The organism is Enterobacter cloacae complex sp. P6RS (assembly GCF_014982245.1).
Classification (GTDB): domain Bacteria; phylum Pseudomonadota; class Gammaproteobacteria; order Enterobacterales; family Enterobacteriaceae; genus Enterobacter; species Enterobacter bugandensis.
On the sequence record NZ_JADCLB010000022.1, the window covers coordinates 128,049 to 141,051 of the forward strand.

The 13,003-nt window shown below is 58.1% G+C and carries 12 protein-coding genes; 8 read left to right on the forward strand and 4 right to left on the reverse strand.

Translation table 11 applies throughout. The annotated features are described in order from the left end of the window. Positions 1-120 precede the first annotated feature (120 nt). The 8 genes from INF73_RS16805 to dsbG all read left to right on the forward strand — a co-directional run bounded on the left by INF73_RS16805 (position 121) and on the right by dsbG (position 6,440). Positions 121-795 (forward strand): hypothetical protein, encoded by a 675-nt coding sequence (locus tag INF73_RS16805; RefSeq protein WP_226837197.1) that lies wholly within the window; start codon positions 121-123, stop codon positions 793-795. A 9-nt stretch (positions 796-804) separates the two neighbouring features. After that, the gene (locus INF73_RS16810; protein ID WP_082132730.1) at positions 805-1,233 is read left to right on the forward strand and encodes a hypothetical protein; all 429 of its coding nucleotides are present in this window, start codon (positions 805-807) and stop codon (positions 1,231-1,233) included. Between the two features lie 274 nt (positions 1,234-1,507). Continuing rightward, positions 1,508-1,927 (forward strand): hypothetical protein, encoded by a 420-nt coding sequence (locus INF73_RS16815; protein ID WP_047368588.1) that lies wholly within the window; start codon positions 1,508-1,510, stop codon positions 1,925-1,927. 5 nt (positions 1,928-1,932) lie between these two features. Then, positions 1,933-2,493: an RNA polymerase sigma factor gene (locus INF73_RS16820; RefSeq protein ID WP_193052037.1), complete on the forward strand. Its 561-nt coding sequence runs from the start codon at positions 1,933-1,935 to the stop codon at positions 2,491-2,493. A gap of 87 nt (positions 2,494-2,580) precedes the next feature. Next, the gene (locus INF73_RS16825; protein WP_193051984.1) at positions 2,581-2,949 is read left to right on the forward strand and encodes a hypothetical protein; all 369 of its coding nucleotides are present in this window, start codon (positions 2,581-2,583) and stop codon (positions 2,947-2,949) included. Positions 2,950-2,997: 48 nt separating this feature from the next. Next, positions 2,998-5,022 carry a protein-disulfide reductase DsbD gene (locus INF73_RS16830; RefSeq protein ID WP_193542634.1) on the forward strand — a complete coding sequence of 675 codons (2,025 nt, stop codon included), beginning with the start codon at positions 2,998-3,000 and terminating at the stop codon, positions 5,020-5,022. Between the two features lie 6 nt (positions 5,023-5,028). Next, a complete protein-coding gene (locus INF73_RS16835) occupies positions 5,029-5,640 on the forward strand; it encodes a DsbA family protein (protein ID WP_193542637.1) in 612 nt (203 codons plus the stop codon). A gap of 41 nt (positions 5,641-5,681) precedes the next feature. Then, on the forward strand, positions 5,682-6,440 hold the full coding sequence (gene dsbG, locus INF73_RS16840; RefSeq protein ID WP_193542639.1) for a thiol:disulfide interchange protein DsbG: 759 nt from the start codon (positions 5,682-5,684) through the stop codon (positions 6,438-6,440). Between the two features lie 40 nt (positions 6,441-6,480). Here dsbG and INF73_RS16845 read toward each other — a convergent pair whose 3' ends face one another. The 4 genes from INF73_RS16845 to INF73_RS16860 form a co-directional block, all read right to left on the reverse strand. Further along, complete coding sequence (locus tag INF73_RS16845; RefSeq protein ID WP_028013206.1) at positions 6,481-7,773, reverse strand: glycoside hydrolase family 10 protein; 1,293 nt, start codon at positions 7,771-7,773, stop codon at positions 6,481-6,483. A 7-nt stretch (positions 7,774-7,780) separates the two neighbouring features. Continuing rightward, positions 7,781-8,068: a VF530 family DNA-binding protein gene (locus INF73_RS16850; RefSeq protein WP_193542641.1), complete on the reverse strand. Its 288-nt coding sequence runs from the start codon at positions 8,066-8,068 to the stop codon at positions 7,781-7,783. Between the two features lie 93 nt (positions 8,069-8,161). After that, positions 8,162-10,336 carry a glycoside hydrolase family 2 TIM barrel-domain containing protein gene (locus tag INF73_RS16855; RefSeq protein ID WP_193542643.1) on the reverse strand — a complete coding sequence of 725 codons (2,175 nt, stop codon included), beginning with the start codon at positions 10,334-10,336 and terminating at the stop codon, positions 8,162-8,164. Then, positions 10,333-12,999 (reverse strand): PAS domain-containing hybrid sensor histidine kinase/response regulator, encoded by a 2,667-nt coding sequence (locus tag INF73_RS16860; RefSeq protein WP_193542645.1) that lies wholly within the window; start codon positions 12,997-12,999, stop codon positions 10,333-10,335. Before INF73_RS16860 ends, INF73_RS16855 begins: the two co-directional genes overlap by 4 nt. Positions 13,000-13,003: the final 4 nt, after the last annotated feature.

Below are 13,003 nucleotides of genomic sequence, written 5' to 3' on the forward strand. Positions count from 1 at the left end.
ACAACGAGCCCGGCGAGGCGTTAGCTTCTGTGTCGATGAAATCAGAGTCGAGAAAAGTAGAACGCAGAGAAAACGTCAATTATGATGACCACAAGGTTAGCCCAAAAGGAAATCATGACAATGAGCATTGGATTAATTACAGACGAGCCAGGACGTTTTTATACCTTCCAGTCAACATTGCCTGCTGGTGAATATTTCGAATTACGCCCCCGCAACCCTCCACTGAACTCAAAACCTATCGTTGATGACGCAAGCGGTATGTGTATTGGTTATTCCGTCGCCCAGGCTCCCGGTTTGTGGCAAATTTATGATACCGATGGCGTGTTTGTCAGGCTGGAAGAAGCGCCATTAGAGGCTCCTCTGATTGACCCAACAGATCTCGCTTTAATCGCCTTTGGCGCATTTCGACTTTTTCGGGTTGGTAAGGCGTTACTGGAGAGTGGTGTCAAAACCGCCGTAACGGTGAGACTCAGTGAGGCTACCATCAGTCTCTTGCGTGGCCGTCTGAAAATGGGCTTATCAGCTCGCGGGCTCAGGATGAGTGAATCATCAGCAAAACATATGCTAACACCCGGTCGCTATGTGCCTTTACAGATTCAGGAAAAGGCCATTCGTTATGGTACGAGAACACCAGACCCACTGAAAAAGCCAGGGCTTTTCCGGTACGAGGCTCGTATGTATAAGCTTGTGGAAGACAAGCAAAATAAAGGCGCTTATATTTACAAGTCTTACCGTCTAGAGGTGTTGGTCAGGGAAGCTGACTGGACTATTATGCATTTTCAGTACATGCCGTAAGGGGGGATTATGATAAATATCACAAGCGGTGACAGACACCTTAAATTAACGCCTTATGAAAGGCTGACTGAGCCCGAGGTGCCTGCCTATAGCCGTATTATGGTATGGGTTGAATTCTCAATCCCTGTCTTAAAAACAGAGTTTGCTGCAGAGTTTTTTGTCGGTCAGTTAGAGCAATTCAGGAATGATACACATGCTTTCCATCAGGCCTTAACGAAAGGTATAAAGTCTAAGGATATTAGTTTAACCTCGGCATTCGAGCAGGTTATGCTTAAGTTTCATCAGGCACATTTTGCCGGGGCTGTTGGAGTTAGTATGGTACTGAAGCCTGAAAACCATGCTGACAGTATTACCCTTGATGATTCCTTTGATATTGATGAAAGTTACTTTCCCGAACTGTTGTCTGGTCTGGACAACATCATTTCATGGCAAAACTGATGCTTGAATTAAGCCACAAGACCAGCACTCAGAATGCCGGTCTTTTTATGCCATTTACTCGCGCCTTTCTCCTTTTCTTTCAAGCGAAGACTAGCGACTTCATTTCGCAAAAAAAGATGGCCTGAAGGTGACTCATAACGAGCGCCCGCTCTAACAGCTATGAGTCCAAATCCGACAGCACAAAAAATTTTTATTCACCCCAGCAATATTTCCCTCCCTCATCCGTCTACCTCACCACAAGCCATAATCAGTTACTGTAAACGAGGTAAACACCATGAGAGATTTTGAACTGCACGGCAGAGGTCACGGGCGCGGATTCGGGCGCCACCGTATGGGCAAGGGCTTAGTCATCGGCGCGGTCATTTTCATCGTGCTCGGCCTGCTGGTGATGTCCCTGTGGAATGCCTTGCTCCCGGCGATCCTGGGCGTGAAGGCCATCGGATTCTGGCAGGCGCTGGGGATTCTGGTGCTGAGCCGCATTCTGTTTGGCGGATTAGGTTTCCGCCCGGGGATGTTTGGCGCGCACCGCCGGATGCACGAGCGCTGGATGAACATGACGCCCGAGCAGCGCGAGGCGTTTATTCAGCAGCGTCGCGAAGGCTTTGGTCGTCACGGTCGCGGTCACTGCGGCTGGCACGGCCATCGTGACGATAAGCGCGATGACGCCGCGCCCAAAACGCCGGAAGCAGAGTGAGCGAAATGAAAGCCGGGGAGGCGGGCGGATCCATGCTGATGTCGGCGCTCAACGCCTGCCGCGCCCGGCTGAAAGCCTTCATTCGCGGACGGACGTCCGTTCGCGATGATGCCGACGACATTTTGCAGGAAGTCACGTATCAGCTGATGAAAGTGGAGCAGCCGGTCGAAAACGTCGCGGCCTGGCTGTTCCGCGCGGCGCGTAACGAGATGACAGACCGGGCGCGTAAAAAGCGCGAGGTGCCGCTCTCCGGCTATTTTACGGGCGAAGACGACGAGGGTTTTCCCGAGGACGAGCTGGCCGAAACCCTGTTCGGCGTACCGCAAACGCCGGAGGAGGAGTATCTCAAAACGCTGCTGTGGGAAGAGCTGGGGCAGGCGCTGTCAGAACTCCCGCCACCGCAGCGCGAAGTGTTTGAAAAGACCGAGCTGCACGGGTACAGCATTAAAATGCTGGCAGAGGAGACGGGGGCCAGCGAGCAGGCGCTGTTATCCCGCAAGCACAAGGCGGTGCTGTTTCTGCGCACGCGCCTGCGGGATATCTACGACGCGCTGACGGGGGAATAGCGGCGACAGACAAAACCTTACACTTCCGGCACTTGTAGATTCATCACTATCGTTTATGATCGGGGCGTCTTGTTACTCTGGAATATTATGCGCAACCGTCAGCTCCTCGGAAAATGGCTTCTGATCATAACCTGTCTCGCGATGGCGATTTGCCTCGTGCAGCGTGCGGTTATGCTCAACCATTTTTTACAGGGACTGGATCCGCAGATTTCACTGAGTGCAGATGCCCCAACCCAAAGTAGCACCGAGCAGCCCGGGCCATCGCCCTGCCAGCTGGGCGCCCAGTCGCTTCTTTGTGCCCAGCCGCTGTTCTTCGACGGCGCGCTGCCGGCTATCATTATCTTCTTCGCGCTGTTACAGCTGCTGACGCAAGGGCGGGCATTCGCTCCCGCGGAACAGCCGGTTCAGGCACCGCCTCTCCGAATACACCTTAAAAACTGCGTTTTCCGTGAATGAAAATCATCGTCACCACACGATAATTTTTCACTGTTCACGGAGTAATACATGGTTAACCTCTTCAGGGGATTCGTCTTCCTGTGGCTGTCCTGCATCGGCATTGCCCATGCGGCAGACACCGGCTGGCAGGTCTCCCCACAAAACGATCACGCCCGCATCCGCTTTCAGGCGGAAAGGGAACAAACGCACGTTAAAGGCCTGCTCACCGTTGAGCTAAAGCCCGGCTGGAAAACCTACTGGCGATCGCCGGGCGAGGGCGGCGTCGCGCCAAAAATCAGCTGGCCGGAAGGCGTAACGGATAGCTGGTCCTGGCCGGTACCCTCGCGCTTCGATATCTCCGGCATGACCACGCAGGGATATCACGATAAGGTCACGATTCCGATCGTTCTCGACGGGGTGAAGAGCGACGCGCTCAATGGAACGCTCACGCTCTCCACCTGCAGCAACGTCTGCCTGCTGACGGACTACCCGCTGCATCTCGATTTTACCCAGCCGGTGGATGAGGGCTTCCGTAGCGCCTTCGAGCAAGCGATGCGCGCCGTGCCCGGTACGTCAGGCGTATCCGCAGATCTTTCCGCCTGGCTCTCTGGCGACAAGTTGGTGATTACCGGTACGACGGACGTGAAGTGGGACAATCCGGGGATCTACTTTGACCCGCTGGAGGGTGACATTCTGCCCGGCGAGCCGGCCATTAAGCATGACGGCAACACGCTTCGTGTGACGGTACCCGTGACCGACGAATGGGGCGATAAACCCGCCTCGCTGGAAGGCAAGAGGCTGTCGTTTGTGCTGACCAATGGCGGTAACGCGCAGCAAACCACCATGACCGTTGGGGCAACTCCCGCAGAGCCTTCCGTGCCTGAAGGAACGGGTAAAATGGTGCTTTTTGCCCTGCTTGGCGGATTGATCCTGAACCTGATGCCCTGCGTGCTGCCGGTAATGGGCATGAAGCTTAACAGCATCCTGCAGGCGGGATCGGACAGGCGCGCCATAAGGCTGCGCTTCCTGGCCACCAGCGCCGGGATCCTCACCTCCTTTGCGCTGCTGGCCGCGATGGTGACCGCGCTTAAGCTGACCGGAGCGTCGCTGGGGTGGGGCATTCAGTTCCAGAACCCGTGGTTTATCGGCCTGATGGTCGCCGTCACCTTCCTCTTTGCGCTGAACCTGTTTGGGGCGTTTGAGATGCTGCTCCCTTCTGCTGCCGCCGGGCGGCTGGCAATGGCAGGGGGCACAGGGCTTGGCGGCAGCTTCTGCGAAGGGATGTTCGCCACGCTGCTTGCCACGCCGTGCTCCGCGCCGTTCCTCGGCACGGCGGTTGCCTTTGCCCTTGGCGCGCCGCTGCACGCCCTGTGGCTTATCTTCCTGATGCTGGGCGTGGGCATGAGCCTGCCGTGGCTGTTTGTCGCCCTGGTGCCGAAAACGGCCATGCTGCTGCCAAAACCCGGCCGCTGGATGAACACGCTCAAAACGATCCTGGGCCTGATGATGCTGGCCTCCAGCCTCTGGCTGGTCACACTGCTGAGCCTGCATCTGGGCGAGGCGGTCAGCCAGGTCGTGATGCTGGTGCTGATCGTTATCGCGCTGGCGCTGTTTGCGAAGAAGGGGCAAACCTCCTCGCTGTTATTCTGGGTCGTGGTCATCGCGCTGTCGGTGTTCGGCGGGTATCAGCTGCGCGGGTTGCTCAACTCACCGTCTGACGCCACCACGCAAAGCGTCGCACAGACCATCCCGTGGCAGCCGCTCAGCGAGGAGGCCATTGAGCAGGCGCTGGCGCAGGGGAAACGGGTGTTTGTGGATATCTCGGCGGACTGGTGCGTGACCTGCAAAGTTAACGAGCACCGGGTACTGCGTCAGCCGGACGTTATTGCCGCGCTGAGCCAGCCGGACGTGGTGGCCCTGCGCGGAGACTGGAGCCAGCCCTCCGCGCTTATCGCGGAGTTTCTCGCGAAGCGAAACCGCTACGCCATTCCCTTTAATGAGGTCTATGGCCCCGGCACGCCTGACGGAGAGATCCTCTCGCCGCTGCTGGACAAGCGCACCCTGGTCACCACCCTGAACAACGCAAAAGGCTGATGCATTATGAAAAAATTCTTTATTACGCTTATGCTCCTGCTGACCACGGCTCAGGTCATGGCAGCCCAGCCGCTGACGCCGGACCAGGAACAGCGCGCGCAGAAGATGATCGCTGATTTCCTGTTTAACGATCCGGATTCGCCGCGTATTGGCGCGAAAAACCCAAAGCTTACCCTGGTGGTGTTTACCGACTATAACTGCCCGTACTGTAAGAAATTCGATCCTTACCTGGAGAAGATCGTCGAAAAACACCCTGATGTGGCGGTGGTCTTTAAGTTTTTACCTTTCCGCTCGGAAAGTTCGCTGACCGCCGCGCGCGACGCGTTAACCGTCTGGCGCGCGCATCCCGAGCAGTTTATGAAATTTAACCATACCCTGATGGCCAAAAAGGGATACCACGATGACGCCAGCATTCAGGAGGCGCAAAAGCGCGCGGGGGTGAGCGTCAGCGCGCCGGATGATGAGAGCATGGTGTCGATCAAACGCAGCCTGATCGTCGCGGAAAAAATGGGAATTCAGGGCACGCCCGCCACGCTTATCGGCGAAGGGCTACTGCCCGGCTGGGTTCCTTTTGAACAGTTCGACGAAATGGTCAGTGACGCACTGAAAAACCGCTAACCTGAAGGGGGCGGAATGCCCCCGACAAACCGGAGAGGGAAATGAAAAAATTACTGTTACTTTCGGCGCTGGCGACCTCAGGGCTGACCCAGGCCGCTGATGCCATACCGGATGTGGTGAAGCAGTTCAGCGAGCAGCAGCAGATCAAAATCATTAAGAAACTGGATGCCCCCGGCGGCGCACCGGCCTGGCTGGGGCAATATCAGGACATGGGCGTGACGCTGTTTTTAACGCCGGACGGCAAGCACGTCATCTCGGGCTATCTGTACGATGAAAAAGGAAAAAACCTCAGCGAAGGCTATTTCCAGAAAGAGATCTACGCTCCGATGGGGCGCGAGATGTGGAAGAACCTCAACGCGGCGCATCCCCTGAAGGAAGGGGCAGATAACGCCCCGCGTAAGGTCTTCGTCTTCGCCGATCCGTTCTGCCCGTACTGCAAGCAGTTCTGGGCTGAAGCGCAGCCGTGGGTGAAGGCGGGCAAGGTTCAGCTCAACACGCTGCTGGTGGCGTTTCTTAACCCCATCAGCGGGCGCAACGCCTCTGCGATCCTGAATGCGAAAGATCCGGTTTCGGCCTGGCGCGAGTATGAGCTCTCCGGCGGTAAAAAATTACCCAAGCCTGAAGGCGAGGCTTCCCGCGAAACGGTAGCGATCCTGCAAAAACATCAGGCGCTGATGGACAGCCTGGGCGCAAACGCCACGCCGGCCATTTACTATCTGAATGCGGAAAACGAACTGCAGCAGGTGGTCGGCATGCCGGACGCGCAGCAGCTTGAGGCAATGTTCGGGCCGAAGCCTTAAGAAATCAGGCAGAAACGGGGTGTTTCTGCCTGATAGTCACTTAGCTACCCCAGCGTCCTTTGAGGTAGTTCACCGCCTGCTGGGTCTGCGGCTGGTTCAGGTAATCTTCCCGGAACAGGATGGTGCCGTTCACGTTGGGCAGCGAATCGTTAAGGTCGAGCTGTTTTTTCAGCTCCGGAACGCCGCCCTGTACCGTCCAGTCCGGCTCATTTTTCGACGGTTCGCCCACCTTGTAAAACGCGATACCGATATACAGGCGGGTGTGGGTCGGCTTGACGACGTCGGCCCACCATTTGGTCAGCACGTCGTAGCGCGCGGCGTCCCGGGAGAAGGGCCAGTATATCTGCGGGGCAATGTAGTCCAGCAGGCCCTGCTGCACCCACTGACGCGTATCGGCGTAGGATTCATCGTAGGCCGCGGCGCCGCGCGTGTCCGAACCCGCCGGGTCAAAGGAGCGGTTCCGCCACACGCCCGCCGGGCTGACGCCAAACTCCACGTTGGGCCTGGTCTGCTTGATCGCGCGGGAGACCTGCACGATCAGCTGCTGCGTATTGTGTCTGCGCCAGTCGGCTTTTGAGGCAAAACCCTGGCCGTACTGCCGCCAGGTTTGCGCGTCGTTGAGCGCGGATCCCGGCGATTCAGCGTAAAAGTAATCATCAAACTGCACGCCGTCTACCGGGTAGTTTGCCACCACTTCGGTCACCACTTTGGTTATCCAGTCGCGCACTTCGGGAATGCCCGGGTCGAGAACAAAACGATCGCCGGAGACGCGTACCCATTCCGGGTGCTGAACATAAACGCTGGACGGGGTCAGATATGAAGTCCGGTTCAGGGCGGCGATGGTTGAGGGCTTAGTATTGGTCGACACGCGGTAAGGGTTGAACCAGGCATGAACCTTCATGCCGCGCTTGTGCGCTTCATCCAGCATAAACTGCAGCGGGTCGTAACCCGGATATTCGCCGATGTTGCCCGTCAGCATATCTGACCACGGTAGAATTTTCGATGACCAGAGCGCGGTGCTGTCCGGCTTCACCTGGAAAAATACCGTATTGATGCCGAGGCGCTTAAGGTTGTCGAGCTTGCCGATCAACGCCTGCTTTTGCATGGTGATGCGCTGGTCGGCGCTGCGGCCGTTCACCGAGGCCACCGGCGGCCAGTCGAGACGAGAGACGGTCGCCAGCCAGACCCCGCGCATCGGCTCGTTTGCCTGCTGCGTCGGTTTGCTGGCGGTGGGAAGAGGGGTAACCAGTGATTTAGGTGGTTTTGAAGAGCAGCTTACAAGTAAAAGCGCGCAGGCAGCCAGCGCACCGATCCGTTTTACGTGTCGCGTCATTTGCGTATTAGCTCTTGATAATCCGACTGTTAGCCCAGGGATTAAAGGCGGGCGCCGCCTGTTCTGCGCTTTCCTCATCGTTGAGGGAGTCCAGATACAGGGCTTCAACTTCCGCGCGCGCCCACGGGGTGCGGCGCAGGAATTTCAGGCTCGATTTAACGCTGGGATCTTTTCTGAAACAGTTAATTTTGATGCGGTCGCCCAATTCTCTCCAGCCATACTTCGCCACCAGGGCGTTGACCATCATCTCCAGCGTTACGCCATGTAAAGGATCTTTGGAAATGTGTGCAGTCATAGGCGTCCGGATGTCTCGATTTTTAGGGGATTGGGGTAAACGCTGAAAGGGTACAAGAAAGCAGGGGAAGCGGCAATTTTCCTTTTCCCTCACTCACTTTATGACGGACTCCGTGCGCTGATTTTTACCGACAATTTTTCCCGCGCTGTTTTCAATCGTAAACCGAATCGACACGTCGTCCTGGCCCACGGGCGTAGCCGTCAGCGTTTTGACCATTGTTCCCGAGTCTGCTGCGATCGTCATCGTCGTCGTGCCTTTAGCCAGCACCTTGTCGCGCTGCGTGATACGCCAGGTCAGGCGGCATTCGCTGCACGGTTTCCAGGTGTCGTTGATGGCCCAGAGGCGCACGGTCGCCGCCGCGCCGGATTGCCACTGCGCGGTGACCGGTTCGATGGACGGCAAAACAGGCTGGTATGCGCGCTGGAGCGCGTAAAACCCGGCTTTAGGTTTACGAAGGTAGTCCACTACGCCCCAGTTGATGGAGGGCCAGGTTTCCACAAATATAAAGTGGAACAGGGCCGTCACCGGCTGGTATCGCTGTCGGCGATAGCTTTCGGCCGCCGTGGCCACCAGCTGAGACTGGTACGCCTGGGTATTGCGAATCATCGCCTGAATATTCTTCCCGCGCGAAATACCGGCGAACTTAAAGGTCTGGAAAGGCTGAAAATTATGGTATTTCCAGACGGTCCAGCCGGGATCGTCGGCGGCAGTCGTTTTTGGCCAGAGCGACGCCGCCGGGATGATGGTTTTTAGCGTTGACAGGCGGGGAAGCGCCTGCGCGCCGAACTCGGTAATGATCCCCGTTTTGGCTGGGGCAAGCAGGTCGCGCACGGTGCCGAAGTACCAGCCCGCCCAGTAATGCTCCTCAACGGCGGAGAAGCGGTGCACGATGCGGGAGGTATCTTCGGCAAGCGTATCCGCCACCTTTTGCGTGAGCTCGCGATTCAGATCTTTATTCCAGTCCGGGAAGCGTTTTTCCATCCACGGCGAATTCCACGGCGGTTCGTTATGCCCGCCCCAGACGATGATGGCGGGCGAATTGCCAAACTGTTCGATCATCTCCCGCGTCTGTCGAACCGCATTTTCCGTGAAAGCCGCACTGTTGTTGTAGCCCCACTGCAGCGGAACATCCTGCCAGATCATCATGCCCATCTCATCGGCCACGTCATACAGCGCGCGCCCCGCAACGTGTCCGTGCACGCGTATGGCGTTGGCGTTCATGGCTTCCACCAGACGAAGGTCGCGTCGGTATTTTTTCCGCGTCATGGTGCCGAGCCAGGGGGAACCGATGTAATTGCTGCCCTTAATAAAAAGGCGCCTGTCGTTTATGAGCCAGCCCTTATTGTCGGGCTGCTCGACGATTTTGCGCAGCCCGGTGCGGGTTACCGCCGTGTCCATTAAGCCGTTTGCATCCCGCAACGCGACGCGAACGGTATACAGGTGGGGTTTCCCCGTGCCGATCGGCCACCACAGCTTTGCCTTCGGCATGGGCAGCATCACCTGCACGGAATGGGCACCGCTTTCGAGGGTAACCGGAAAGTCAGCCTGATAGGGCATGCCGCTGAAGTTGGCGGGTGTGGCGGTGAGCCGCACGGTCGCCGGGCCCTGACCGAGCGCGCGATAGCGAATCTCCGCTTTTAGCGTCGGGCGAGTCAGCCCCTTCGACCAGTCGGGCCGCAGGATGGTCTCATCAAGGGTGGCGCCCCGGCTAAGGTGCAGCCGGACCGGTGCCCAGATGCCGCCCGAGTTAGCGTCCTGTCCTTCCGGCGACCAGGCGCCACCGGGACGCGTGTCATGCTGATTCAGAACCCCCTTCATGACCGTTTTATGCAAAGGCCAGATCTTGTGCGGATCTTCGTAGGGGCTGTCTACCCTGACGACGAGTCGATTGTGACGTTGTAACGCCGGGCTGGCGTCCAGCGAAAAGCGTTGAAAGTAGCCCTCATGCTTGCCCAGCGGCTGGCCGTTCAGGGTCACCTCTGCCAGGTAATCGACGCCGTCAAACACCAGGGTACTCATCACGTCGGGGGGCTGCACGGGCAGGGAAAACGCGTGCCTGTACCACAGCGCGCCCTGATGATCGTACCCGGCGCTGTACCAGTTGGCAGGAACCTGAAGCGGGTGCCAGCCTGATGCGGCAGGATGTGCGCTGTCATTGGCATCCTGTACCTGCCATTCTCCGGCCAGAGACCAGCTGACCGGCGCAGAGTTCGCCACCGCGTGGGTGGTCAACAGGGCAACGAGCAGCGTGCAGTTGCGAGCGTTCATTTGTTTACCCCCCGCGCGTTGAGCCACGCCTTCAGGCGCAGCGATTCCTGGCGAAGATTTTCTTTCAGGGCCGCAAGCTGGCGCCCATCCAGCGTATGCGCGTCGCTTTCCAGCACCTGCAGCTGCTGTGCGAGCGTGCTGAAGTCCAGGGTGACGGCTTCTCCGCGCAGCTTGTGGGCCGCGCGTCGCAGCGCCTCGCGGTCGTTGCTGTCGATCACCTGGGTAATGGTTTTGATTGCTTCATTTAGCCCTTCGCCAAACAGGGCCAGCAGCTCCTGTACCAGGGTGGGATCGTCAGCGCACTGCTTCAGCAGGCGTGCTTCATCCGGAAAACCGGAGGCGTCTTCGTGGTGCTGGCGCACGCGGGCAATCTCTTCAGCGAGACGCTCCTGGCTGATGGGTTTGGCAATGTAGCCGTCGAACCCCATATTCAGGCAGCGCTCTTTATCCCCCTGCATGGCGTGTGCGGTCATGGCGACGGTGGGCTGAGGCGGTCCGGGCCGGGACTGCTCTTCTTCACGAAGCAGGCGAATGGCGGTCTCACCGTCCATCTCTGGCATCTGAAGGTCGATCAGTAAAACGTCCCACGTATCCGCGCGCCAGCGTTCCAGCAGCGCGACGCCATTGTCGACGATCTGACAGCTATGGCCGAGCCGCTCGAGCAGGCGCGCGGCGACCTTCTGGTTGACCAGATTATCTTCAGCCAGCAGGATCCGCAGTCCCGTGGCTGCAGGCGAGGCGACAGGCGCGGGCGTGCTTTCACCCACGGGTGCCGGCGAACGTTCAAACGCGGCGGCAATCGCCTGATGTAATTCATCCTGGGCGATAGGCTTATGCAGATAGTTCTTGATTCCGATCCGCTTCAGCATATTGATATCAAAATGTCGGCTCATGGAGCTCAGCATGATGATATGGCTTTCAGCAACCTGCGGCAGAACCGAAAGCTCAAGGGCCAGAGACACGCCGTCCATATCCGGCATCTGCGCGTCCAGCAGGATCAGGGGCCACGCCGTTCCCGTTCTAACCCGGTCAATGGCCTCGCTGGCGTTGTTAACGCAGGTGGGTTTCAGTCCCATCTGGCTGAGCATCGCGGCCAGCAGCCGCAGGTTGGTCGCGTTATCATCAACCACCAGCACGGGTTCACCGTTAAAGCGCTGGCTATGTGGGCGCTCTCCGGGCGCAAGGGTCTGCGCCGCCAGGGGCAGCGAGAACGAAAATTCGCTGCCTTTTCCCGGCTCGCTGGAGACCGTTAATTCGCCCCCCATGGCCGCAACCAGTCTTGCCGAGATGGTTAGCCCGAGCCCCGTACCGCCATAGCGGCGGGTGGTTGAGTTATCCGCCTGGCTGAAGGCTTCAAAAATAGCCTTCTGCTTATCTGCCGGTATGCCAATGCCGCTGTCGCGCACGCGAAAACGCCATCGATTCGCGCTATCGCCGGGCTCAACCACCAGGATAACTTCTCCCTGATGGGTAAATTTCAGCGCGTTGCCTAGCAGATTGGTCAGGATTTGGCGCAGCCGCGCGCCGTCAACCAGCAGCACGTCGGGAACGTCGGGCGCAATATCAACCAACAGCTCGATGCCTTTTTCGCTCGCCCCCGGCATGTGCGGGCGAATGAGCGACTGAATAAAGGGGCGGACAGGTACGGGTTCCGTCTCCAGCTCCACTTTGCCGGCTTCAATTCGGGAAAAGTCGAGAATATCGTTGATGATATGCAGCAGAGACTGGGCAGAGCTCATCACCAGGGTCAGATAGTCGCGCTGGTCGGCACTGAGAGACGTATCCAGGCACAGCTGGGTCATGCCAATAATGCCGTTCATCGGGGTACGAATTTCATGGCTCATATTCGCCAGGAACGCGCCTTTTGCCTCATTGGCTTTTTGTGCCTCAATGGCCGAGGCGAACGCCTGAATTTCAGCCTCTTTGCGCCGCGTTATATCCTGCAGCGTGCCAATGACGCGCTCGGCGTTCCCCTCAATGGAGAGCGTAACCACCTGGCCGGACAGCAGCATCCAGCGCAGTCCTTCGGTAGGGTGATGCACGCGAATTTCACATTCAAAGACCGGACGATGATCCTGCTTCGAAGCGTGCAGCGCCTTGCGTAGCGCTGCGCGATCGTCCTCGTGGACCTGATTGAGGAGAAAACGCACCGGATATCGCCACTGTGTGCGCGACTGGCCCAGCATGGCAAGCAGGGTATCGTTGACCTGGAGCGTGTCGCCGGAAACCTGCCAGTCCCAGATCCCGATATGAATGGATTCCGCCGTCAGCAGAAAGTCGTCATGCAGCTGGTGGCGCGCGCGCTGCGCTTCATCCAGCTCCGTAACATCGCTGTGCAGGCTGACAATACCGCCGTCCGCAAGCCGCTGATGCTGGACGAAGATCCGCCGCTGGCCCGCCTGGCGCACCTCGCAGTGTTTATCCTGCCGACAGTTGCGCACGATCGACTCGCGCAGCGTCTGGCGCAGGCCGGGATCGACGTTGTAAACGGCATCGATAAAGCGTTCCGCCAGCGCTTCAAGAGTCGTTCCCACCGTCAGCCACGGGGTTATGACCGGATAAAAGAGGGCAACGTTGTGATTCCAGGCCTGCAGGCGTTCCTCGCGGTCATAAATCATGACGGCGGCCGGCAGCGCGTTAAGATCGTACGTGAATGAACTCATCGTG